19 protein-coding genes are annotated in these 23,854 nt (G+C 48.0%); 6 read left to right on the top strand and 13 right to left on the bottom strand.

What is annotated here, in order from left to right:
• Positions 1 to 112: 112 nt before the first annotated feature.
• From QHH26_08945 to QHH26_08925, 5 genes are all read right to left on the bottom strand, one after another.
• Positions 113 to 1,486, bottom strand: a complete 1,374-nt coding sequence (locus tag QHH26_08945) for an MFS transporter (GenBank protein ID MDH7482081.1) — start codon at positions 1,484 to 1,486, stop codon at positions 113 to 115.
• 25 nt (positions 1,487 to 1,511) lie between these two features.
• Complete coding sequence (locus QHH26_08940; GenBank protein ID MDH7482080.1) at positions 1,512 to 2,792, bottom strand: aminotransferase class III-fold pyridoxal phosphate-dependent enzyme; 1,281 nt, start codon at positions 2,790 to 2,792, stop codon at positions 1,512 to 1,514.
• Between the two features lie 145 nt (positions 2,793 to 2,937).
• Entirely contained in the window at positions 2,938 to 3,705 is a 768-nt protein-coding gene (purQ, locus tag QHH26_08935; protein ID MDH7482079.1) for a phosphoribosylformylglycinamidine synthase I, read from the bottom strand.
• Positions 3,705 to 6,512, bottom strand: a complete 2,808-nt coding sequence (locus QHH26_08930) for an AIR synthase-related protein (GenBank protein MDH7482078.1) — start codon at positions 6,510 to 6,512, stop codon at positions 3,705 to 3,707. The genes purQ and QHH26_08930 overlap by 1 nt, the downstream gene beginning before the upstream one ends.
• 88 nt (positions 6,513 to 6,600) lie before the next feature.
• The gene (locus tag QHH26_08925) at positions 6,601 to 7,710 is read right to left on the bottom strand and encodes an anaerobic sulfatase maturase (GenBank protein MDH7482077.1); all 1,110 of its coding nucleotides are present in this window, start codon (positions 7,708 to 7,710) and stop codon (positions 6,601 to 6,603) included.
• Between the two features lie 236 nt (positions 7,711 to 7,946).
• Between QHH26_08925 and QHH26_08920 the strand changes: the two genes are divergently transcribed.
• The 4 genes from QHH26_08920 to rlmN are packed head-to-tail and all read left to right on the top strand — an operon-like array spanning position 7,947 to position 11,976.
• Positions 7,947 to 8,816, top strand: coding sequence for a ComEC/Rec2 family competence protein (locus QHH26_08920; protein ID MDH7482076.1), 870 nt, complete (start codon positions 7,947 to 7,949; stop codon positions 8,814 to 8,816).
• Positions 8,813 to 9,043: a DUF3006 domain-containing protein gene (locus QHH26_08915; protein MDH7482075.1), complete on the top strand. Its 231-nt coding sequence runs from the start codon at positions 8,813 to 8,815 to the stop codon at positions 9,041 to 9,043. Before QHH26_08920 ends, QHH26_08915 begins: the two co-directional genes overlap by 4 nt.
• 58 nt (positions 9,044 to 9,101) lie before the next feature.
• The gene (gene gspE, locus QHH26_08910) at positions 9,102 to 10,850 is read left to right on the top strand and encodes a type II secretion system ATPase GspE (GenBank protein ID MDH7482074.1); all 1,749 of its coding nucleotides are present in this window, start codon (positions 9,102 to 9,104) and stop codon (positions 10,848 to 10,850) included.
• A gap of 37 nt (positions 10,851 to 10,887) precedes the next feature.
• Positions 10,888 to 11,976, top strand: a complete 1,089-nt coding sequence (rlmN, locus tag QHH26_08905; GenBank protein ID MDH7482073.1) for a 23S rRNA (adenine(2503)-C(2))-methyltransferase RlmN — start codon at positions 10,888 to 10,890, stop codon at positions 11,974 to 11,976.
• Here rlmN and QHH26_08900 read toward each other — a convergent pair.
• From QHH26_08900 to gatC, 6 genes are all read right to left on the bottom strand, one after another.
• Positions 11,959 to 12,720, bottom strand: coding sequence for a 7-carboxy-7-deazaguanine synthase QueE (locus tag QHH26_08900; GenBank protein ID MDH7482072.1), 762 nt, complete (start codon positions 12,718 to 12,720; stop codon positions 11,959 to 11,961). The two genes, rlmN and QHH26_08900, sit on opposite strands and share 18 nt — an antisense overlap.
• A 149-nt stretch (positions 12,721 to 12,869) precedes the next feature.
• Positions 12,870 to 13,235: a 6-carboxytetrahydropterin synthase QueD gene (gene queD / locus QHH26_08895; protein MDH7482071.1), complete on the bottom strand. Its 366-nt coding sequence runs from the start codon at positions 13,233 to 13,235 to the stop codon at positions 12,870 to 12,872.
• Between the two features lie 125 nt (positions 13,236 to 13,360).
• Positions 13,361 to 14,623 (bottom strand): FAD-dependent oxidoreductase, encoded by a 1,263-nt coding sequence (locus QHH26_08890; GenBank protein ID MDH7482070.1) that lies wholly within the window; start codon positions 14,621 to 14,623, stop codon positions 13,361 to 13,363.
• 72 nt (positions 14,624 to 14,695) lie between these two features.
• Complete coding sequence (gatB, locus tag QHH26_08885) at positions 14,696 to 16,132, bottom strand: Asp-tRNA(Asn)/Glu-tRNA(Gln) amidotransferase subunit GatB (GenBank protein MDH7482069.1); 1,437 nt, start codon at positions 16,130 to 16,132, stop codon at positions 14,696 to 14,698.
• A gap of 21 nt (positions 16,133 to 16,153) precedes the next feature.
• Positions 16,154 to 17,572, bottom strand: coding sequence for an Asp-tRNA(Asn)/Glu-tRNA(Gln) amidotransferase subunit GatA (gatA, locus tag QHH26_08880; protein ID MDH7482068.1), 1,419 nt, complete (start codon positions 17,570 to 17,572; stop codon positions 16,154 to 16,156).
• 116 nt (positions 17,573 to 17,688) lie between these two features.
• Positions 17,689 to 17,979: an Asp-tRNA(Asn)/Glu-tRNA(Gln) amidotransferase subunit GatC gene (gene gatC, locus QHH26_08875; protein ID MDH7482067.1), complete on the bottom strand. Its 291-nt coding sequence runs from the start codon at positions 17,977 to 17,979 to the stop codon at positions 17,689 to 17,691.
• A 218-nt stretch (positions 17,980 to 18,197) separates the two neighbouring features.
• On the opposite strand from gatC, the gene QHH26_08870 reads away from it, so the two are divergent.
• Positions 18,198 to 20,675, top strand: coding sequence for an NPCBM/NEW2 domain-containing protein (locus QHH26_08870; GenBank protein ID MDH7482066.1), 2,478 nt, complete (start codon positions 18,198 to 18,200; stop codon positions 20,673 to 20,675).
• Positions 20,676 to 20,747: 72 nt separating this feature from the next.
• Entirely contained in the window at positions 20,748 to 21,422 is a 675-nt protein-coding gene (nth, locus tag QHH26_08865; protein ID MDH7482065.1) for an endonuclease III, read from the top strand.
• Between the two features lie 3 nt (positions 21,423 to 21,425).
• Here the strand turns inward: nth and QHH26_08860 are convergent, their stop codons facing one another.
• Both QHH26_08860 and QHH26_08855 read right to left on the bottom strand, forming a co-directional pair.
• Positions 21,426 to 22,394, bottom strand: a complete 969-nt coding sequence (locus QHH26_08860) for a nucleoside hydrolase (protein ID MDH7482064.1) — start codon at positions 22,392 to 22,394, stop codon at positions 21,426 to 21,428.
• Between the two features lie 125 nt (positions 22,395 to 22,519).
• On the bottom strand, positions 22,520 to 23,767 hold the full coding sequence (locus QHH26_08855; protein ID MDH7482063.1) for a Glu/Leu/Phe/Val dehydrogenase: 1,248 nt from the start codon (positions 23,765 to 23,767) through the stop codon (positions 22,520 to 22,522).
• Positions 23,768 to 23,854: the final 87 nt, after the last annotated feature.

Below are 23,854 nucleotides of genomic sequence, written 5' to 3'. Positions count from 1 at the left end.
ATAAAGGTTTGATTGCTTATGCTTCTATATCTTACACCAATTTTGCATATATTTTACTCGAGCATTCGTTCCTGCCTCTATATGACGCAGAAAGCGTAGACGGTATTCGGATTTACTCGATGGATACTAAAGTGCTTGGGGAGCGAAGGTGAGAAGGAAGATTTCGGACCATTTCGCGCGCACCGGCTGAATTTGGCTCGTGAATACGTCTAGCAACCAAAGTCGCACCAAGAAGAAACAACGCCGATGTATAGAATGTGCATCTTAGGTCTGCATTAATCCCTAACGACTTCAACCAGCCAGGGAGATGACCACCGATTGTTGGCATCGGAGAGACCAATAGCAGAATGACGACGGAATAAATAGCAAATTGCATTGCCCTACCCGAACTTGGAGTAACTTTGTAAAGGAGTGCACTCAGAGCTACCGAAACCCCTGCCGCCGTAAACCCAGCTAAGATGTTGATTGCTGGAATTACAAAGTACACTGCTTTGGCGCTAGTTAACCATATCCACACGAGTGGCGCTGGTGTGATAGCAGCGGTGCACGCGATAAGCACTGGCCGTGAGCCATACATATCCACAACTTTCCCCCAAAACGACGATGAAAGAAGAACGGTTACTGTGGATACGCCAGTTAAAACACCGATACCCAAAAAAGACATTTTAAGGTCACGCAGCATGTACGTAGCGTAGAACGGCGCAGCTAAGGACTGCATTGACCATACAAGGCCATAAAGCATAACCATCATCAAACTGCGGTTCGAAAATGTATCGCGGATTAAGCGGAAATATTTCGTTTCCGAACCTTTGCTTTCGACTCTAACGTCAGGCTGAGGTACAAAAAGCAACACATTTAGCAGTCCAAAAACCATCCCAAAAAGGAAAAGCCAGTTGAAAGCAGCTATTCCGCGGCTTTTGATGTGGTCCAACACTGTTCCCTCAATTAGAGCCAGAACCGCTCCAACAATCCCCGCATACATCATAACTCGCCCAAAGAATATGCCCATTGTTCGCGCAGGAATTATGTCACCCACCCAGCTCGCCCTAGCATTTCCTGAAATATATGCAAACGCTGTGTTGAGAGTAATAATAGCAATGAGTGCGGCAATCTTTGCGTCAGAAGAAGCATTTTTTAAAATATGGGGAATTAGTATTATTAGCGCCCATCCAGCAACATTGAGTATTGAAGCGCTGATTGTCAACAAACGGCGGCTAAACCCACGCTCGACCAGTAGCGCCGAAAACAATTGTACGACAACACACAGCATTGGGACTGTGCTCATCAAACCAATCTGGACATTATCGGCGCCCAATTTGAGAGCATATCCAATTATAAACATTCCGCCTGTAGAGGCGCTGTAGACTGCGCCGAGCATTGACTGAATATACGACAAGCGAACCGACCGCTTTACCAAATGCTCTGGCAGTTTACTATGCGAATCACCTGTCTCATTGCCCTGCGGAGAATCATCCTGCCTTGCCACTCAAACCACCCGCCAAAGACTGCTTTTACATAATTCCCTTCAGCAATTCTGTTGCCTCTGCTATTGATTCGTCAAATATTTCCGCGACAACATCGAGTTGATCTTCATCAATAATCAACGGCGGCTCAAAACGAATTACTTTCGGGTTGTTAAGTGTATATGCTGCAATTACGCCGCGCCTCGCCAAGCCACCGATTACCAGCTCACCAATATCCTCATGAGTAAATTCCGCCCCAATCATCAAGCCGAGGCCCCTAACATCTGCAAGCGCATCAGGATGCTTTGCCTGCACTTCTCTAAGCTTGCCAAGGAAACGTTCGCCAAGTCGTGCGGCACGCCCTGGAAGGTCGTCAGCTCTTGTAACGTGAATTGCCGCAATAGCCGCTCTGCATGCCAGAGGGTTTCCGCCAAACGTTGAAGTATGCATAAGAGGGTTCTCACGAAACATCGCATCCCAGATTTCGGGAGTGCCTATAAAAGCACCAATTGGCATCACACCGCCGCCAAGCGCTTTTGCCAAAGTCATGATGTCTGGTTCAACACCCCAGTGCTCCACAGCAAACATCTTCCCAGTTCGTCCCAAACCCGTTTGCACTTCATCAACAATAAGTAAGGCACCATTTTGCGTACACAGCTCACGTAAACCAGGCAAATAATCTTCTGGCGGTATGTGGATTCCTCCCTCACCCTGGATTGGTTCAACTATTACAGCGGCTGTCTTTTCTGAAATGACTTCTGCCACTGCGCTGATATCGCCAAATGGAACATGGATAAACCCTGGGACAAGTGGCTGGAAAGGTTCACGGTAAATCTCGCGTCCTGTAGCGCTAAGCGAACCCAAACTCTTGCCGTGAAAACCGCCAAGGGTGCATATGAACTCCGAACGTTTTGTATAAATTCGTGCAGCCTTGATTGCACCCTCAATTGCTTCTGTTCCACTATTGCAGATGAAGCTATACTGCAGTCTGCCCGGCGTAATCTCTGCCAGCAGCTCACACAAATCCGCGAGTGGTTTGTTGAAGAATATCTTAGAGGATAATGGCATTGAGTTTAGTTGCTCTTCCACCGCCGCCACAACTGTAGGATGGCGATGGCCAAGACTGAAAACGCCGTATCCGCCTAAGCAGTCAATATAACGGTTGCCTGAGTAATCGGTAACATAAATGCCTTTTGCACTCGCCTCAACATCTCCAAACCCAGCAAATCGCATTAGATTTGCCAATGTCGGATTTACATAAGCAACATATTTCTCGATTGTTTCCTCAATAATCTGCTCGCCCTCGGACAATCCCGGTGTTTGCTCCATTTTGTTCATCCTCCCAGAGCTTTGCAATTAATCACGAACATGTCCATAAGAATTCCGTACCCATGTACATTCACACTAACCCAGGGGATTTTCCTTCAATTTTTGCCAACTTTCTTAAATTGAAGGAAACTTGCGTGAAGCTTGTTCAATGCTTCAGATGTTGCGCGAGGTTCTTGAATATTTCAATGCCATCAGAAGAGCCATGCCAAGGGAGCGTAGCACGTTCAGGATGAGGCATAAGGCCGAAGATTAAGCCAGTCGAGTCACGTATTCCAGCAATTCCTTTTGGAGACCCGCTTGGACAATAAGGATACTCTTCGGTTGGCTGGTTGTTTTTTGAATAACAAACCACGGGATGGATAATGTCATCGTTTTCCCAATAAAGGCGGCCCTCGCCATGAGCAACGGGCATCCGGAGAATGCGTCCGTGCAACCCTTTGGTCCAAATGCTTTTATCGTCTGTAACTATTAGCTCTACCCACCGACTTTCAAAGCGCGCAGACTTGTTTTGAAGCAGCGCTGCCTGACGCTCGCCAACAGTGCCCGCCGGAAGAAGACCTGTTTCGACAAGTATTTGGAAACCATTGCAAATTCCTAGTATCGGCTTACCTGTTTCCACAAGTTCACGAAGCTGGTCTGCAACACATGCGATCAGGTGCAAGCCAAAGATGCGCCCTGAACCAAGGTGGTCGCCCCATGAAAAGCCGCCGGGAATCACTATTGCCTGATATCTAGTCAAGCGCTCCTCGCCTGTCAGGATATCCTGAAAGTTGACGATTTTGGCATTAAGGCCCGCTTGCTCGATTGCAAATGCAGTTTCTTCGTGGCAATTAATGCCAGGGCCATACAGGACTGCCACGACAGCGGAGGTGTTTGGCGTGTGAATTCCAAAATTAAGAGCGTTTCTTTCCATTACCCAACTACCTCCGTGAAAGGTTTCTCCCAAATTTTTACTAGGTCACTTATTGAAACTTTGAGAAGCGTTTCCTGGGAGTCATTAATGACAAGTTCAGGGGTATCAATAACCTCGCCAATCTCGAACCACGGCAAACCTCCAAAAAGATCCATAGGCTCGACGTCCGGTGGCAACTCCAGCAGAATCGCCCCAACAGCCTCGCTAAAAAGTGCTCCATCTTTCCGTCCAGCAGGAAAATTGGAAAGGTCTACACGAGCGCCGAGTCCCGAACCCATTGCACCCTCGAAAAGGCGGAAGAGCACTCCACCTTCAGCAATTGCCGAGGCTGATTTTACTGGGTTGTCGTTCCAATAGAACTTGTGCAGGCGGCGGTAGGTAATGACGAGGTCCTTCGCCCATTCGTTCCCCCAATCGGAAAGCTTATCTCCTCGCTCACCAAACGCATCAAGATAAACCGACCCACCTAGTCGCTCTGGGTCTAGCTTGCCAAGAATAACAAGTTTATTCCCAGGCGTCTTGAAATTCTTTGTGACGATGCTCCTGACGTCGGGTATTCGGCATAGTGTTGAGACTACAAGAGTATAAGGCACATCAATTAGTTCGCCGGTCTCCGCCTTGAAAGTGCCAGAACTCGAATCTTTGCCAGATATAAAAGGCGTCCCAAATATCTCCGAGAGCTCAGCGACAGTCTCGACCATAGCCTTCAGTTCCCATGCAACTTCAGGGCGAATCTTCGGCGTGTAGAAATTGTCACACAATACGATATCATCTAAGCCTGCACCTACCGCCACTGCCTTTGCAATGGCTTCTATTACTGAAAGCCTTGCCGCCCCCGCGGGATCAACATCGGGATAGAATGGGTTGAACGCCACAGTAGTTACGACTCCGCAGGGCTTTCCTCGAATGGGAGCAGCAACCCAGGCATCGTTCCTCATTCTACCGTTCAAACCACCGTATGGACCCAGCACAGTACGTCCTTGAACGGTGGAGTCAAACTGCATGCCGGCTGCAGATTGGTCGCAACAATGATAGTGAGAAATTACTTTTTCCACGGCTTCTTTCCACTCTTTTGGGGTGGATGGCTGGGGCCGCTGGATGGGTTTTAGATTTCTTTTGGGTTTGACTATCTCGATTTCATCAATCGGACATTCACGCCACAAGAAAGACATATCAATGTCGGCAACCAGCGTCTCACCATGATATGCAGTAAGCCTGTGAGTATCTGTAAATTCGCCGATTACGGCATATTCCACGTCGTACCTTTGAAGAATTTTCAGAGCTTCGTCTAGCTTCTCGGCGGGGATGGCGGCTAGCATTCGCTCCTGGGACTCAGAGAGCAGGATTTCCCACGGCGCAAGGCTTTCGTCTTTGAGTGGAACTTTCGCAAGGTCAATGCGAACGCCGGTCTTCGAGCCCATCTCCCCAACAGCGCAGGAGATGCCGCCCGCCCCAAGATCCGTTATCGAGCGAATACATCCTGCATCGCGGAGAATCGGTACGGCAGTCATGAATTTCCGTTCGGTGATTGGGTGGCCTATTTGAACTGCGGCCGCATCCTTATGTATCGTTTCGCCAGTCATTTCTGCCGAGCTTGCTGTTGCCCCATGAATGCCATCGCGACCCGTCCGCCCACCGAACAGAACTACTTTGTCGCCAGGAATGGGATCAAGTTTGAGAGCATATTCTTCAGGAATTATGCCAACTGTATGACCCAATGCAAAGCACTTTGGATAGCCAGGATGTATACGATATACAGGATGCATCATTGGAATGCCCATAGGATTGCAATAGTATGCTGTCCCACGTATTGACTCCGTAACAATTATCCTGGGGTGTAGCGCTCCAGCAGGAACTTCGGAGTCTGAAATCCTTGGGTCCATTGTGCCCATTATAGTGGAGCCGCCGATGGGATATCCGCCTCGTCCAAAACCAATGGCGTCACGAATTACACCGCCATGTTTGGTCGCAATTCCACCAAAAGTGGCAATGGAAGACGGGAAGTTGTGGGTCTCACCTTTAATGAGGATAACCTGACCATCGTAAAACTTCATTCCGCCCGCATTATCTTTGAAGACAGAAACTACGAGCGGATGATTGATTCTCGCCGTTGCCGCCTGAAGCTTCTCTAATAGCTTCAGACTCCGCCATGTTGTATGGTAGCAGTGGTCGGACCACGACTGCACTATAATTTCTATCTCGGCATCCGTCAGCGGTCTGCCTATTTTTTGCTCGTAACCTTGGAGAGCCTTCAACTGCGACAAAGGGGCATACCAAGAATGTTTTTCGCTAAGCTCGAGCAATTCTTCATCAGTAAGCCCAGTCAGTCGAATATGCTTTACAGGCTCTGGCTCTCCATGGGGCCTTAACGAATCCCATGGTTGTTCGATGATTGTTTGTACGATTGGGTTATATAAGTTCTCTTTTACAATGCGCAGGGCCTCTTCGGTTGTTGCACCTATAAATTGGTATCTCTGGCTAAGGCGTGCCCATTGGAGACCTTCGACCCCCAGCGCCCGTGCGCCATCAAAGATGCTGGGAGTCTCAGGGTCTGTCACGGCTCGCTGATAGCCAATCTCAACTATTGGCCCATCTAATGGTGAAAGCCTCGAATTATAAGAGTACGTTTGATAAAGAGGATTCACAAAAAGGGGTTTGAGTTTCTCCAAATCACAATTGCCCTCAAGGCGAATGACTCTCTCAATGCGAAGTCCTTCCAATTTGTAGCCTAGTTCTTTTAAATGTCCTAGTAAATTATCAGCCTCAGGGTCTTGTTTGAATTGAATATAAACGCTGGAAATTGCCATGCCATGCCTCCCAAATACATTCTACTGGATATATGGCGGCCTTCGCAAGCAATTTCCAAAGTTGCTCATGGAGCAAGTTATCTTGCATTCAGCTGATTCTTTGAATTTCCTCAAGGACTGAGGTGGCGTACTCAAAAAACATTTTGTACGAGCTACAGAAGTAGCTCGGGTCGGAGGGGGAGCCGCCAAGGATGATGCGGTGTTTGATGCATCCACCATAACAAAATCTAAGCCAGGGGCACTCACGACAGGCATCGGAAAGCATAGTTTTCTGTTCGCCAAACTCCCTCAGTTTTGGTGAAAACCTCAATTCCGACAGCGGCGTCTCATTTAAGTTTCCCAGTTTCCATTTTGGGAGGACAAAGAAGTCGCAAGGGAACACATCGCCTGTATGTTCAACAAGCATATATCCCCCGCATCTCGGCTGGGTAATGCACGTATTCGATGGTTGGCCTTGGAGCATTAGCATAAGGTCGTCAAAATCGCGTACTGAGATGTCCATTGGGCTGTCCAGCCATCGGTCAAATATCCTGCAAAGAAATTCCCCGTATTGCTCCGGAGTGATAGAGTAGAAAGCCGGCATTCCTCCTGGCCCTGGTTCAAGACACGGCACGAATTGGAAGTATTTTACACCTGTTTCAAGCAAAGCGTCATAGACTCGATCGGGCTCACGAACATTACGGTCATTTAGCAACACAAGAATATTCACCTCTGCGCCTGCTTCGAGCAACATTCGAATGCTTTGAATCACACGCGCATAGCTACCGGTTTTCTTACTGTCTCGACGGTAGTGGTCATGGAATATTGCAGGCCCATCTAGGCTAACTCCAACAAGAAAATTATAAGCTGCCAGAAATTCCGCCCACTTGTTGTCCAAAAGCGTTGCGTTCGTCTGCAAAGCATTAGTTACAATTTGGCCCTCACGAAGATTCGCTGCCTGAAGCTCAACCACGCGCTTGAAGAAGTCGAGTCCCATCAGCGTTGGCTCTCCGCCTTGCCAAGAAAACTGGGCTAGGTCGCGTCCAGCTTCCATGCCTTGCTCGATTAACCGCTCAAGGGTTGATGCTTTCATCCGGTGCTCCTTTACACCAGGGAACATATCCGATTTTTGACGATAAAAGCAGTATGTGCAACGAAGATTGCAATCTGGGCCGGCAGGCTTAATTAGAAGCGAAATAACAGACGGGTTTACTGGCATCGGCAACTCCTTCTCTTCCAGGGAACATATGTATCTATATCATACGTCCCGCTAAATAAAAGGTCAAACACCATGGCTTGTTGCTTTAAATTGGTAACCTAATAGAAGCAAGGAGCCACATGACCAAACATCCGAAGTTTATAGAAAGCAGGAATAAAAAGAAACGCCGCTGAAGTGAATTTTGATTGGAATATTCGCTATGTCCAAATAAGTTCTTTTTCCCCCGAAGGTGAGTTATGAGGAGACTTCTGCCTATAATTTTACTGATAGCCTTGGCCATCTTAGGCATAAACCTTGGCAAGCGAATTCCGCAACCGCCAGAACGATTTCGGCGAGAGGGACAGCTGACCGTCCATTTTATTGACGTGGGCCAGGGAGATTGCACCCTGATTCGAACGCCAGATGGAAGAAATCTTTTAATAGACGGAGGAGACCAAAATGCCGCCGATAAAGTAATCCGATACCTAAGTCAACAAGGTATCAGGCGGATTGATTTGCTTATCATAAGCCATCCGCATGCAGACCATATTGGTGGACTGCCAGCAGTGCTCGACAATTTTGGCATATCGTGTGTTGTTGACCCTGGTTGTGAACATGGAAGCCCAATCTACGAAATGGTACTCAGAAAGATCGAAGAACGCCGAATTGATTACAGGCTAGTTGGCAAAGACCAGATGCCAATTATAAGCAAAGATATCCATCTTGATTTGTTTTGCACTGAATTTGGCGGGGATACAGATTCCGAATTAAACAATAGCTCAGTCGTCGCTCTCATCCGATACAAAAATGTGGGCGTGCTTCTAACCGGCGACATTCAATATCAAGCAGAGGCACAACTTCTAGCTGCTCATCGCAACCTAAAAGCCGACATACTTAAGGTTGCTCATCATGGTAGTGCAGACAGCACATCGAATGAGTTCCTAGAGGTGGTCAAGCCGGCTTATGCAGTTATATCCGTTGGCAGTGAAAACGAATATGGCCACCCCGCAAGAAGTACGCTTCGGCGACTGAATGCAGCAGGGGTAAAAGTCTTTCGCACGGACAGGGACGGCGATGTAATCTTTTCGACCGATGGCGAATGGATTGATGTGGTGACAAGCCGATGAGTAGCAGTGAGATTCAGGCTTTTGTAGACCGGATTGAGGGAGATAAGGCAGTTCTCTTAGTTGGGGAAAAAGCAGAAGCAGTCATTATACCTGCAAAATACCTACCCAAAGAGGCTGGCGAAGGAGCTGTTCTAACCATTGAAATCAGATTTGATGCTGAAAAGACAGCCGAGGCGTCGGAAAACATCAAATCAATCATCCAAAGACTTACTAAAAAGAACAAGTAATTAGCTACCAGGTCATTGCCAAATCATAGGTAGTTCTATCCAAGGGCAGGTGCAAATAATGGAGGAATTGTACAAGAGACCGCTTGGCGATATTCTCATACGAAAGAAGATAATAACTCCGGAACAACTCGAAATAGCTCTGGCGGAACAGCAGCGAACACATAAAAAGTTGGGAGAGGTACTTATCTCGCTCGAATTTGCCACAGAAGAACAGATAACCGAGGCGAGAGCTCAGCAGTTAGACGTAGGATATGTTAATCTTCAAGAGTTCCAATTTGACCCACAAGTCCTCTCTCTGGTTTCCGAATCAATATGTCGCACCTACCAGCTTATACCTCTAAAAAAATCTCACAACAAACTTACGCTGGCAATGGCTAACCCTTTGGATGTTGAAGCAATTGACCTCATTCAGTTTGAAACCAAGCTGAGGGCAGAACCCGTGCTCGCCACCGAATGGCGAATCCGAGAGGCAATAGATAGGAATTATGGTCAGTATGAAGCAGAAGAGCTTAAGGATTTTGTTCAGCAAGCAACGAGTGACCTCGAACTAACAAGCGTTGATGAAGATGAACATGAGGATATTGACGAAGTCAGGCGGCAAAGCCATCGGGCGCCGATAATTCGGATGGTCAATATGCTCCTTACGCAGGCTGTGCGGAAGAAAGCAAGCGATATCCACATTGAACCTCGAAGAAACACTGTTGACATTCGATATCGGATTGATGGTGACCTTCACTTAGTAAGAAGCTTACCTAAGTCGTTACATCCCGCTATTTCTTCGCGAATTAAAATTATGTCCGAGCTAGACATTGCGGAGCGGCGACTACCGCAAGATGGACGCATTACTCTCCGCCTAGATGGCAGAAATATTGACATACGAGTATCCACAAGCCCAACCTTATATGGCGAGCGAATCGTCCTTAGAATTTTAGATAGAAGCGAAGGCTTAATCCCCCTGGAAAAGCTTGGGTTTTCACCGCGTGACCTTGAAGTGTTCAAGTCGCTTATTAGCCAGCCTCATGGCATCATTTTGGTAACAGGACCGACAGGTAGCGGCAAGACGACAACGCTATACGCAGCGTTGAATGAACTAAAATCGGAACACACAAATATAATGACCGTTGAGGATCCAATAGAGTATGAACTTGATGGAATCAACCAGACAAATGTACATCATCGAATCGGTCTCACATTCGCAAACCAACTCAGGGCAATACTAAGACAGGATCCAGACATAGTATTTGTCGGCGAGATTCGAGATGCAGAAACCGCCGACGTGGCATTTCGGGCGGCGCTCACTGGTCACTTGGTCTTCTCGACACTGCATGCCAATGATGCACCTAGCTCAATTACTCGGTTGATAGATATGGATGTCGAACCCTTCCTAGTTAGCTCTGCGATAATAGGCGTTCTTGCTCAGCGTTTGGTAAGGGTGCTTTGCCCTGACTGCAAACAGCCATACGAAGCAGACGCACAAACAAAAGAACTGCTAGGTTTAAAACCGGACGAAAAAGTAAAAATATATCGCGCGGTGGGATGCAGAAGTTGCGATGGCACCGGATACAAAGGAAGAACTAGTATACGAGAGACAATGATAATGACAGACGAAATTCGCAGGTTGACAATAAACAAAGCTTCCGCAAATGAAATCCGACGCGCAGCCCTTGCCTCAGGCATGATTACAATGCGGCAAGATGGCGCAAACAAGGTGATTGCAGGGATTACCACAATTGACGAAGTTCAACGCAAGATTTTCGTCGAGACAGACTTGCTCTTCTTTGGAGCCGCTGAGGCAAAAGCCGCCTAAAACAAGAAAAACAGATTTTGGGTATTATGGGTGTGGGGTGAAGGAATATCCCACACTCGTTTTGTATTTGGAAACCGTGCGAAGCAGAGACAGGCTTATAGAAAAACCACATCTTTTGGGAATGACCTCGTCGGAGCTCGAAGAGTTAGCGGAGTCATTGGGGGAGCCAAAATTCCGAGGCCGCCAGATTGCAAAATGGCTCTACAAGCACAATGCCACTAGCCTTGATGAAATGACCGACCTTCCATTATCCTTGCGAGAACGACTGAAAGAAGCCGCCGTTCTCTATCGCGCTCGGATTGTTAACAGAAGTGTATCTCGCGACGGAACTACTAAGCTCCTTTTGGAGCTGGAAGATGGCCAAACAATAGAAAGCGTCCTTATTCCCTATGAAGACCGAGTCTCGGTTTGTGTCTCCACCCAAGTGGGATGCGTCGTAAGATGCATCTTCTGCGCAACAGGAATATCAGGCTTCGCACGTAATCTAACAGCAGGCGAAATTGTGGATGAAGTGCTTACATGCCAAAAAGAAACGCCACGTCGAGTCAGCCACGTAGTCTATATGGGAATGGGGGAACCCCTACTTAACCACGAAAATGTGCTAAAAAGCATCCAAATCCTAAATAAGGAAGTTGGAATCTCAATGAGGCACATCACTATCTCCACAATCGGTATAACTCCCCAGATAAGGAGACTGGCAGAAGAGAAACTACAACTAACGCTTGCAGTTTCGCTCCATGCGCCAGATGATATGCTACGCCGTCAGATAATCCCCTTTGCTGCTCGGTATCCGCTCCAAGATTTAATCGAAGCATGCAAGGAATATGCTGAAACCACTGGCAGACGTATAACCTTTGAGTACCTGCTAATACGAAACATTAATGACAGCATTTCCCATGCGCGAAAACTTGCAAATCTCCTCAAAGGTATCCTGTGTAATGTTAACCTTATTCCCTACAACGCAGTTGAAGGTCTGGAGCTCGACCGCCCTTCTCAAGCTCGCGTTCGTGCCTTCCGTTCGGTCCTTGAAGAATCAGGTATTACAGTAACCCAACGAGTTGAGAGGGGTCATGCTATATCAGCTGCATGCGGACAACTTCGACGAAGGTCACAACTGCCCAATTAACTTATGCGTTTGAGGGATAACGCGGACGTCGCGCAGATAGCGCTTGCAAAGCAATTGCCATTCGAGCATTTGTCTGGGCGACGGCGGCATTATCCCGCCAGTTGCTGTTACTGGCTGAAGGACAACCGGAATCTCATGGCGAACATCTGCTACCATTCTCGCCGCCTCCTCGATTTCTTCGGTCTTAGTACTATCAGCGACGACAATCTTCACGTGAATTGGCTTTGCAGACGCACATTGTAAAAATTGAGCGTGCTCTTGCATAAGGTTTGGCCCGCCTGTCGAGCTCGGAAGCTTTATGTCCATGGCAATTTCATCTAGGAACGGCAAGATATCTGGAAGAGCATTGGGGAGTGAACCATTAGTCTCCAGCATGATTGGAAAACCGGCAGAGTGCAACTCTGAGGCAAGGCTGGAGCAAAATTCAGGCTGGGCAAGCGGCTCCCCGCCGGTTAAAGCAACTGAGTGATGCAAACCACGAGGAACGTCGAGCCGATTGACAAACCGCAGAGCATCGTGGGTTCCTACGGGATTGCTCAGAACCTCGAATTTTCTAGAGCCGGGTTCAACTTCTGCGCGGAATGTCCCTTGCATTATGCGTGCATCTTGGGTGTCGCAGTACCTACAATTAAGATTGCAGACAGAAAATCTCACGAAAACCTGACGAGAGCCAACTAAGAGACCTTCCCCTTGGATTCCAGAGAATACCTCAAAAAGCCAACCTTCTGACGCTAGTTTACTCATTTGACATTCTGCCTATACGTGCTTCTTCATGCAGTAAATAAAATGCCGCTACTTTTGCCAAAACCGTCGCCTCATGCCCAAAAAGGAAACTTGAATTCCAGATTTTGATTCACTTATTTGCCAATGGAGTAGTAATTAGAAAACGAGGGCTAAGCTTCTTCCCAATAGCATGCGCTGGACGTTGGCGATTCCCAAATAGTGACTTTGTAGACACTTTCGCCGAGGAGCAGTCGCATCTTTTCAAATACCACTTTTGCAATTAACTCGGCGGTAGGATTCTGGTTTTGAAATTCGGGCAGTTCGTTCAGATAGCGGTGGTCAAGGTAAGAAACGACCTCAGCTAGTGCCGTTTTAATGCGACGAAAGTCGAGGAGTATTCCCATCTCGTTTAGTTTTTTGCCGCGAACACAAACCTGCACTTTGTATGTATGGCCATGCAGGTTCTCGCACGGCCCCTGATATTTACGAAGATTATGGGCAGAATCGAACTGAGATTCCACGCAAAGTTCGAACATTCGCCGCCTCCCAATGCCGCCTCATTATACTAACCTACCAACACAGCTGTCAACGAAGTGAGCCAGCTTATAACCACCAGCCGTATAACTGCCGCGTATAAAATGCTTACAATTCAGAGTTCATTTTACCCGAGGTTTGCGCCTTGTTCGCGAAGCCTGGATTGAAGAATGGAAACATCAAGATTGCGAGGCGAGACGCTGCTTGTAGCGCATAGTGCTGCTGCAGTACCTGCCGCCTGACCAATGGCAATGCAGATTGGCATGATTCTGAGCGAGGAATGGGCTTCATGGGTCGCTGAGATTGGCCTTCCTGCGATTAGGAGATTTTCGATGCCAAGCGGAACAATACAACGATAAGGAATGTCATACGACTCTCCTCGTGGGAGGTGCTTTATGACGGTGCCTGCACCAGTTGGATTGTGAATATCTATTGAATACGAGCCGCGTGCAATGCAATCATCAAACTTCTTTGCCCCAAGCACATCTTCTGCGGTGAGTATATACTCGCCTATAACGCGTCGAGTTTCTCGAACGCCGACTTGAGGACCACTAATGAGAATCTCCGCCTTCTCAAAACCAGGAACATCTTTTCTCAAGAATTCAAGGAATTCCCATGCTTGACGCCTACCCTCGATTTCAGCGCGAGTTAAATCCTCGGAAGAAGTGCCGTCGACATGGGTAATGCGAGTTTGGTTAAAATGGATTTCTCCTTCTCTGGTTGTATAGAAAAAGAGAACATTCTCGCGAGGGCACGTCAGCCTTCCCTCCGCCTTCGCTTTTTCATATAAACGATTGAATTCATCACCTCTAGAAGGCATCCGCGACTGGTCCACATTTACAACCCTAAAGTTGAGCGTCATTGGCTGTGTTAGCCCATCCTCCGGCCTCCCTTTTTCGCACCTGGCACCTGCAAGAAAAGCGAGGTCGGCATCCCCTGTGCCATCAACGTAAATTTTCGCTTTTGCCAGGAGTTTGCCTGACTTGCCGCAAGTCTCAACAAAGGTAATATATGAGGAATCAACCTCTGCATCGCTTAGGAAAGTATGGAGGAGCACACGCACGCCAGCTTCTTCACACATGCGGTCAGCAACAAACTTGTATGCTTCTGGGTCGAACGCTGTCCGGCTACCCTTGCCGTATGCGCCTAGGGCGGTAAGGCGGTCAATGATTTCCTGGTGGATGCCATGGATAATTTGCTCTTCTCCTGCCCAGTACGTCATATATGGATTTACTAGGCCTGCAGTTGCCATGCCACCGAGAAAGCCATATCTCTCAATCAGAAGGGTATCTGCGCCGTTTCGGGCGGAAGCAATTGCAGCAGCCAATCCTCCTGGGCCTCCACCGGCGACAAGTACATCACATTCAAGTATTGATAGTGGAGTTTTCATATTTCAAAAAGCCCAAAGTCATTCGCCAGCAAGGGATAAGCCAAAATAAAAACTTCGCAGCTCAAAGCTGCTTTATCTTTCTGATAAGCGCTGAGCAAGGAGCTTGTTGACAAGCTGCGGGTTTGCGCGGCCTTGGGTATACTTCATTACCTGACCCACGAGGAAGCCCATTGGCTTTTGATCGCCGCCTTTTATTTTCGCAACAACATCAGGATTTTCGTCGAGCACGCGGTCAATCACGGGAATGAGCTCTTCCTCGCCAGTAATCTGGGTCATTCCCCTAGCTTGCACGATTTCTTTCGGCGACTTACCGGTCGCAAACATTTCCTCAAAGACTGTTTTTGCAATTTTGCCGCTAATAGTACCATCGGAGATCATTTTAAGCAAAGTGGCAAGGTCTGAAGGCTTGACTTTGGACTCTTGTATCTCAATCCCAGCGGCGTTTAACATGCGAGTGAAGTCGCCCATAATCCAATTGCTGACAGTTTTGGGTTCGGGAAACATCTTCACAGTCTCCTCGAAATACTCTGCCATTTCGCGCGTATCGGTGAGGATTTCAGCATCATAAGCTGGAAGGCCGAATTCTTCCATAAACCGAGATTTCTTTTGGTCAGGAAGCTCCGGCAGAGCCCTCCTTTGCTCCTCAATGAACTCTGGGGAAAAGTACATTGGCACAAGGTCAGGCTCTGGGAAGTATCGGTATTCTTGTTCGTATTCCTTGCCTCGCATTACAGTTGTAATGCCTTGTTCGTCATCCCAGCGCCGGGTTTCGTGAACTATCTTACCGCCTTCTTTTAGTACCTCAATCTGGCGTTTTATTTCGTAATCCACACCACGATAAACTGCACGGAACGAGTTTAAATTTTTGAGCTCGGTGCGCGTGCCAAGCATCTCAGTACCTTTGGGACGGACAGATATGTTTGGCTCACACCGCATATGGCCCTCTTCCATCTTGGCATCGCTTACGCCAAGATAGGTCAGTATCGCACGAAGACGAACCAGATACTCCCGTGCCTCTTCAGCAGAATGTATGTCAGCCTCGCTAACAATTTCCATGAGGGGAACACCGCTTCGGTTGTAGTCTACGAAGCTTTCATTTCCGCCCGCGTGAATCAGCTTGCCAGTATCCTCTTCGAGGTGAACACGCCGAATGCGAATGCGCTTTGTAACGCCGTTGACTGTTATGTCGATGTGTCCCCTTCGCCCAATTGGATAATCATATTGAGATATCTGGTAATTCTTCACTAAGTCAGGGTAGAAGTAATTTTTCCGATGGAAAATGCTGTAATTGGATACTTCGCAATTAAGCGCAAGGGCTGTTCGAATGACGAATTCCACCGCCTTCTTGTTCGCAACGGGAAGCGATCCAGGGAGCCCCAGGCACACGGGGCAGGTCCGCGAATTCGGCTCTCCGGCAAAGGCATTCGGACAGTTGCAAAACATCTTGCTTTCGGTTAGCAGTTCGGCATGAACTTCCAAGCCGATTACAGGTTCGTACTCTATTGTCATGATGACTTCTTACTCCTATTTCTAAAGGAGTGGCTTCTTTGTATGGTACTCAGTATTCTGCTCAAAAGTATACGCTACGCGCAGAATGGTTTCTTCATCAAATGGTCTGCCCATAATCTGCATTCCGATAGGCAAACCCTCACTAAAGCCACACGGCACTGAGATTGCTGGAATTCCTGCCAAATTTATGGGTATTGTGCAAACATCCGCCAACTTCATTTCAAGTGGGTCATCAACCTTTTCACCAATTCCAAATGCAACTGTCGGCGAAGTTGGGCTGATTAACACATCGAATTCTTTGAACGCCTCGTCATATGCTTGGCGCACAAGAGTGCGAACTTTCTGCGCTTTCAGGTAGTATGCATCATAATAGCCGGCGCTTAAGACATAGGTACCAATCATTATCCTTTGCTTAACTTCGGCACCGAAACCCTCTTGCCTTGTCTTTGCAAACATAGTGAGCACATCAGGCGAGTGCTCGCTTCGATAGCCATACCGGACGCCGTCATAACGGGCAAGGTTCGAGCTCGCCTCCGCAGGCGCAAGGATGTAGTAGGTTGGGAGAGTATACTCCATTATTGGCATGGATAGTTCACGAAAATCGGCGCCTAGGCTGCACAATAACTCTACGCCTTTCATCACCGCATCTGCAATCTCGGAGCGAACCCCCTGCGCAAAAAATTCCTTAGGGACGCCAATTTTGAGTCCCTTAACGTCGTTTCTCAGTGCCTTTGTAAAATCGGGTACAGGCAAATCAACCGACGTTGAGTCAAGCGGATCTTTACCGCAGATAGCATTGAGTAGAATTGCAGTATCGGTGACATCCTTTGTCATAGGGCCAATTTGATCAAGAGACGAAGCGAAAGCTACTAAACCATAGCGAGAAACCCTGCCATAAGTTGGCTTCATTCCAACAATGCCACAGAAAGAAGCCGGCTGCCGTATAGAACCGCCCGTATCAGAGCCAAGAGCTAGAATCGCTTCATCGGCTGAGACTGCCGCTGCCGACCCTCCACTTGATCCGCCAGGAACTTTGGAAAGATTCCATGGGTTCCTTGTTGCAAAAAAAGCGGAATTCTCCGTCGAAGAACCCATTGCAAACTCATCGAGGTTCGTTTTACCGATTACAACTGCACCGCTGTCAATCAGGCGCTTAACAACGGTAGCGCTGTATGGCGGAATGTAGTTGTAGAGGATTTTAGAGGAACATGTTGTGAGGACCCCTGCGGTACACATGTTATCTTTGATAGCAGTAGGGATGCCAGCAAGTGGGCTAATCTCTTCGCCGCGAGCGATTTTCTCGTCAACAGCATTCGCCGCCTCGAGCGCCGATTCGCCAACAATTGTTACATATGCCTTAACTTTATCTTCAACCGCCGAGATGCGTTCCAATACTGCCCGAGCGAGCTCAACTGAGCTTACCTTTCGGGCTTTAAGCATTTCGTGCAACTCATGTGCTGTTAGAGTATGTAGGTGCAAATCGCTTTCCTCCTGTGTAGTACCGCTAGCTCTATGCCTCAAGCTGTCTTTATTTTGCATAGAAACTTTGGCTACACTTACGTCTCTACAACTTGTGGGACGACGAAATAATCATCGCGAGCCTCAGGAGCATTTGAAAGAGCCTGGTCCGCAGACAAACACTGTCCAACAACGTCCTCACGATATACATTCTGCACAGGTATTGAGTGCGACGTGGGAGCCACCTCATTGGTATCCAATTGTTGGAGCTTTTCGAAGTGGACCATAATCTCGTTAAGATGCCCTGTGAGCCGCTGTTTTTCCTCATCGGAAAGCTCAAGCCGCGCAAGCCAGGCAACATGTTCAACTTCTGCCTTGCTTAGCCTCATAACTTCGCCTCCTCACGAATGCGCCCATCCGCTACTTACGGACGGGCAGACGCGTGAATTATACCACTTGCCAACAGTACATGCAAGACCAGGAAGAAGGATTCATGAGACATCATTTAACAAAAAAAAATTAGTAAAATGCCTAGATATATCTAACTGCCGCTACCTACGTTGCCTTCCTGACAAATGCAATCTATAATGCAAATAAGGGGAATGAAATGATTGGGATATTAATGGGGGTGGCGATATTGGCAGCCTTACAGTCGGCAAGCGGGGCGCATATTACGCCTAGCGAGATTGCAACCGCACATCGCTGGGCGACAGCGAAGTTCCAAGGCATTGTAGAAAAAGCAAACAGTGGGCCTGGTTTGCTTGTTCTTGCAAACCATGATCCAGTGCAGAGAAATGCCAGAGCGGGCCGCCCTTTGAACATTGCTGGAACCCAGTACAGCCGAGGCCTTTATTGTCATGCTATTAGCAAGGTTGTTGTCCGCCTTCCTGGTCCAGGAGCAAACTTCACAGCATTTGTCGGAGTTGATAGTAACGAGCAAACCAGCGGCGGCCGTGGAAGCATAATATTCTCCGTTAAAGCAAACGAGAAAGAACTATTCAATTCTGGTGTCATGCGGGAGGGCCATAATTCTATCGCTGTCAATGTACCCTTAAATGGCTCAACTGAGTTCACGCTGGAGGTTAGCGACGCCGGCGATGGAATAGCTTGCGACCAAGCAGACTGGGCCGATGCAAAAGCCACCCTGGAGGATGGGTCCGAAGTATGGTTAGGTGATTTACCAATTGTAGGAAATGACCAGGCTCAAATGTTTAACTCAGAGCCTTCGTTCTCCTTTACCTATGATGGCAAGCCTTCCTCGGAATTCCTCAATACGTGGGCCGTTGAGCGAAAGTCCAAGAATCTCGACAATCACAAGGTTGAGCATACGACCGTCTATAGAGATGAAAAAACTGGTCTGGTCGTTCGGGTTGCGGCAGTAGAATATAAGCATTTTCCTATTGTTGAATGGACAATCTACTTTAAAAATACCGGCTCAGCCGACACGCCCATTATTGCAGACGTGAAAGCATTAGATTGTCCATTTATCAGAAGTGACAGTGAGGAATTTGTCCTCCATCATCACGTTGGAAGCCCATGCCTTCCCAACGATTATCAGCCGCTTGCTGATATACTCCCAGCTGGTGCGCATAAGCACATCGCTACCTCAGGTGGACGCTCATCTAATAGCGATCTGCCTTACTTCAACATTCAATCAGGCTCCGATGGAGTAATAATGGCAATAGGCTGGCCTGGACAATGGGCGGCGGATTTCATACGCGAAAGCGAAAATTGTCTTCGAGCAAAGGCGGGCCAGGAGCTAACGCACTTCAAGCTCCATCCTGGCGAGGAGGTTCGCACGCCTTTAATTGTACTCCAATTTTGGCAAGGTGACCGCCTTCGCGCTCACAACATTTGGCGTCGGTGGATGCTCGAACACAACCTTCCCAAACCTTATGGCAAACAGGTTCAGCCTCAGATGGCTGGATGCAGTTCCCACCAATACGGTGAAATGGTGCATGCAGACAGCGAAAGCCAGAAGTTTTTCATCGACCGCTACATAGAGGAAGGCATTCAAATTGATTATTGGTGGATGGACGCCGGGTGGTACGTAAACGAAACCGACTGGCCTAACACTGGCACTTGGGAAGTGGATACTAAGCGATTTCCAGGAGGGCTCCGGCCAATTAGCGATCATGCTCATGCTAAGGGTGTTAAAACAATAGTTTGGTTTGAACCTGAGCGCGTAACACCTGGAACATGGCTTTATGAGAAGCATCTTGAGTGGCTTCTAGGTCCCGATGGTAATCAGAAGCTCCTAAATCTTGGCAACCCTGAGGCTTTAAGATGGCTCACGGAACATGTGGATAAGCTTATTGTCGAGCAAGGAATTGATTTGTATCGAAACGACTTTAATATTGACCCACTGCCCTATTGGCGAGGAAATGATTCCGAAGATAGACAAGGCATAACTGAAATTAAATATGTAGAGGGATTTCTTGCATTTTGGGACGAGCTGCGGCGGCGGCATCCAAACATGCTAATTGACACTTGCGCATCTGGCGGACGAAGGAACGACCTAGAGACCCTACGGCGGTCCGTGCCCCTCCTCCGAAGTGACTATATTTTGGAGCCAATTGGTCAGCAATGCCACACGTATGGAATTTCGTTCTGGATTCCTTTCTACGGAACAGGTGTAAACCAGTTTGACGCTTACAGCTTCAGAAGTGCCATATGCCCTCATATAACAGGATGTTGGGATATGCGAGTAAAGGATTCTGACTACAAAATTGTCAGAAAGCTTGTCGAGCAATGGCGAAAAGTTGCACCGTATATGCTCGGAGATTACTATCCGCTAACATCCTACAGCTTAAATACCGATGTATGGATAGCTTGGCAATTCGACCGCCCCGACCTTGGCGAAGGTATGGTTCAAGCATTTCGTCGTCCAGCTAGCCCTTATGAATCCGCAAGATTCAAGCTTCATGGACTTGATCCAAACTCTGAATATATCATTACAAACCTGGATACAAAGCAATCATCAATTGAAAGAGGATGCGACCTTACTGAAAGGGGCTTGCAAATCTTTCTGAAAAACCAGCCAGATTCGGCAATTGTTCTATACAAGCGCAAATCTTCAAAATGAACGTTAAATCAAAGTTGGTTAGTATAATTTCTCAGAAAGTTTACGGTTAACACCTGAAGGAGGCTTTCCCTAATGGAAGACAAAAGAAGGCGAGTACAGGAAATTCTAGAAATCCTAAAACGCACCCACCCAAAGCCTGAAGTAATGCTTAACTTCACGACACCCTTCGAGCTGCTGGTCGCCACAATCCTTGCCGCCCAGAGTACCGACGTGAAGGTCAACGAGGTGACTGCAAGGTTATTTAAAAAGTACAGGTCGCCCGAAGACTTTGCAAACGCCGATCCAAAAGAGCTTGAAGCAGACATCCACGAGACTGGATTTTTTCGCCAAAAAGCCAAATCAATAATAGAAGCCTCCAAGGAAATCGTTAGCCGCTATGGCGGAAAAGTACCCGACACCATTGAGGAACTGACAAAGCTTCCTGGTGTAGGGCGCAAGACGGCAAACGTCATTCTAGCGCGTGCTTACGGTAAGCCGGCAATAATAGTAGACACCCATGTCCTGCGTGTCTCAGCACGATTGGGGCTGGTGGACCCCATACTAGCCGAGAAAAAGGAAGCGGACAAGGTTGAAATGGCGCTACGGGAAATAGTCCCCGAAGAGGATTGGGTTGCATTCAGCGATGCAATCGTAGCTTTAGGGCGTACAATCTGCACAGCCCGGTCGCCAAAACATAGCATTTGTCCCATTTTGCATCTCTGTCCCACTGGCCAAGCCGAGATTAAAGCGAAGAAGGATTGTAAGTGAGCTTTAGCCTTTTATTCTCTCCAAAAATAGGCGCATGAATCGGTGAGCGTCTACTTCAGTGCATATTCGTGCATTAGGCGGATTCTCAACCAAAGGTTGGGGACGAAGATCGCAAACAGTCATGCCCGTAGTGATATTTCCTGCCGTCTCAATCTGGACAAAACCCTCTCTCATCCCAACAATTGTCGGGTCAATTGCCACTCCAACAGCAAGCGGATCGTGAAGATAGCAACCAGGGAAACCCTCGGTCTTCATGTGATATTGGATATATTCCCTTGTCAAATCCGAAAGAAATTCAGACAACCTAGTGCCAAGCGGCTTTATTTCACGAGTAACGTGGCCCATTTCAAGGCAAACTTGCTCCGTAACGTCGAGCGGCACAAAGGTAATTGGAACACCTACATCAAGCACAACTTCAGCCGCGTGAGGATCAACAAAAATATTGAACTCGGCAACCGTCGTAGTATTTCCATAAACGCGAAAAGCACCGCCCATAATAATGATTTCCTTTAACGAAGCCATCGCCACTGGCTTGTCGAGGATTGCTTTTGCAACATTTGTCAGCGGGCCTAAAGTAATTAGTGTTAATTCGCCCGCATACTTTTCTGCAAGCTCAGGAAGCAATTGTACAGCTGGAGTTGAAATTGCCGTTCTAGAGGGCTTTGGATACTTATATTCACCAGTTTTGGCTATTAACGAATGAAGACCGCCAAGCCCATCTACTCCGTGGACTTCTGGCGCGGTTACCAGGCGCTTTACCAATGGCTCGGCCTCTCCCTTTGAGACAGGAGGAGGCTCATCTAGCTCTAGAACATCCAGCACGCGCAAGACGTTCTCAGTACAAAGATCAACATGGACATTGCCGCTCACCGTTGTTATTGCCTCAACGCAAAGCTCGGGGGATTTAAGTGCAAGTATGAGGGCTAAGGCGTCGTCGACCCCAGCATCTGTATCAATAATTACTCGCTTCATTTGAGAAGATGTTCTATGGTAGCCGGGGTTTGTCCTGCACCAATGAAGCAAAACCATTAGGTAGCAAAAATAAGGGCCCTGTGGCATTCCCCAGGGCCCTTGGAGACTTTCTGCCAGTTGGGAGACTATACCCAACCTCTTAGTTTCATTGCTTCTGCAACTCGCTGGATTGCAACCATGTAGGCCGCCGTGCGCATATCCACCTTACGCTCCAGCGATACAGTCAGCGTATCGTGGAACGCCTTCGTCATCTTTTTATCTAGCCGCTCGTGGATGTACTCCTCTTCCCAATAGTCGCCTGTAATATTCTGCACCCATTCGAAGTAAGATACAGTTACACCGCCGGCATTGCAAAGAAAATCGGGGATAACAAAACGGCCATTTTTATATAGTATATCGTCTGCTTCTGGGGTTGTAGGACCATTCGCCAACTCACCGATAATCTTTGCCTTAATTCGCTCGGCATTCTCGCCGGTAATCACGTTTTCCAAAGCACTTGGAAGAAGGACATCAACGTCTAACTCTAAGAGACCTTCGTTTGAAACCGGCTGGGTGCCAGGGAATCCGACTACGGAACCAGTCTTATTTTTATGGTCGAGCACTGCCCGCGCACTAAGGCCATCGGGCTTATAGATGCCCCCACGGGAATCGCTTACGGCGACAATCTTTGAACCGAACATCTCCTCGGCAAGGATTGCCGCGAAGGAGCCTGCGTTCCCAAACCCTTGGATTGCAACGGTTGCTTTTGAAAGATCAATGCCTAGGAATTTCGCAGCTTCACGAAGCGTATACATTCCGCCGCGTGCTGTGGCATCGCCCCTTCCCTCTGAGCCACCAAGTTCCAGTGGCTTGCCAGTTATGACGCCAGGACAATAGTAGCCCCTCAACTTGCTAAACTCATCCATCATCCATGCCATAGTCTGCGGATTTGTATAGACATCTGGCGCTGGAATATCCTTCTCGGGGCCAAGAATTCTGCCGACAGCATCGATATACGCTCTGCTAAGCTGTTCGAGCTCACGCTGAGACATTTCTTTGGGATTGCAAACAACGCCGCCCTTGCCGCCGCCAAGGGGAATATCTACAATTGCACACTTCCAAGTCATCCATGCCGCCAATGCACGGACGGTATCTATGGTTTCATCAGGATGAAATCGAATACCGCCCTTGTTTGGACCACGGGCGTCGTTGTACTGAACCCGGAAGCCTTTAAAAACCTTAGTGGTTCCGTCATCCATTTTAACAGGGAGGCTCACATGCAATTCACGCATGGGCTCCCGCAGCATTGCGTGTACCCCAGGCTCAAGGTTTAGCAACTTTGCTGCACGATCAAGTTGAGCCTGAGCAATTTCAAACGGATTTCGTTCCGCCATCCACTGCCTCCTGTTATTAAAGTTTAAAAATATCAAAAATTCTTCAGCTAGAATTGTATAAGCATGCTACGCGCAACCACCTCCTCA

Source organism: Armatimonadota bacterium, from assembly GCA_029907255.1.
In the GTDB taxonomy this organism is placed as follows: domain Bacteria; phylum Armatimonadota; class UBA5829; order DTJY01; family DTJY01; genus JAIMAU01.
This window is presented reverse-complemented; position numbering and strand designations above follow the sequence as displayed.

What these genes read in the sequence shown, in the direction of transcription:
- QHH26_08940 (MDH7482080.1), bottom strand. Translation starts at nt 2,792, where the DNA reads ATGGAGCAAACACCGGGATTGTCCGAGGGCGAGCAGATTATTGAGGAA.
- purQ (MDH7482079.1), bottom strand. Translation starts at nt 3,705, where the DNA reads ATGGAAAGAAACGCTCTTAATTTTGGAATTCACACGCCAAACACCTCC.
- QHH26_08930 (MDH7482078.1), bottom strand. Translation starts at nt 6,512, where the DNA reads ATGGCAATTTCCAGCGTTTATATTCAATTCAAACAAGACCCTGAGGCT.
- QHH26_08925 (MDH7482077.1), bottom strand. Translation starts at nt 7,710, where the DNA reads ATGCCAGTAAACCCGTCTGTTATTTCGCTTCTAATTAAGCCTGCCGGC.
- QHH26_08920 (MDH7482076.1), top strand. Translation starts at nt 7,947, where the DNA reads ATGAGGAGACTTCTGCCTATAATTTTACTGATAGCCTTGGCCATCTTA.
- QHH26_08915 (MDH7482075.1), top strand. Translation starts at nt 8,813, where the DNA reads ATGAGTAGCAGTGAGATTCAGGCTTTTGTAGACCGGATTGAGGGAGAT.
- gspE (MDH7482074.1), top strand. Translation starts at nt 9,102, where the DNA reads ATGGAGGAATTGTACAAGAGACCGCTTGGCGATATTCTCATACGAAAG.
- QHH26_08900 (MDH7482072.1), bottom strand. Translation starts at nt 12,720, where the DNA reads ATGAGTAAACTAGCGTCAGAAGGTTGGCTTTTTGAGGTATTCTCTGGA.
- queD (MDH7482071.1), bottom strand. Translation starts at nt 13,235, where the DNA reads ATGTTCGAACTTTGCGTGGAATCTCAGTTCGATTCTGCCCATAATCTT.
- QHH26_08890 (MDH7482070.1), bottom strand. Translation starts at nt 14,623, where the DNA reads ATGAAAACTCCACTATCAATACTTGAATGTGATGTACTTGTCGCCGGT.
- gatB (MDH7482069.1), bottom strand. Translation starts at nt 16,132, where the DNA reads ATGACAATAGAGTACGAACCTGTAATCGGCTTGGAAGTTCATGCCGAA.
- gatA (MDH7482068.1), bottom strand. Translation starts at nt 17,572, where the DNA reads ATGCTTAAAGCCCGAAAGGTAAGCTCAGTTGAGCTCGCTCGGGCAGTA.
- gatC (MDH7482067.1), bottom strand. Translation starts at nt 17,979, where the DNA reads ATGAGGCTAAGCAAGGCAGAAGTTGAACATGTTGCCTGGCTTGCGCGG.
- QHH26_08870 (MDH7482066.1), top strand. Translation starts at nt 18,198, where the DNA reads ATGATTGGGATATTAATGGGGGTGGCGATATTGGCAGCCTTACAGTCG.
- nth (MDH7482065.1), top strand. Translation starts at nt 20,748, where the DNA reads ATGGAAGACAAAAGAAGGCGAGTACAGGAAATTCTAGAAATCCTAAAA.
- QHH26_08860 (MDH7482064.1), bottom strand. Translation starts at nt 22,394, where the DNA reads ATGAAGCGAGTAATTATTGATACAGATGCTGGGGTCGACGACGCCTTA.
- QHH26_08855 (MDH7482063.1), bottom strand. Translation starts at nt 23,767, where the DNA reads ATGGCGGAACGAAATCCGTTTGAAATTGCTCAGGCTCAACTTGATCGT.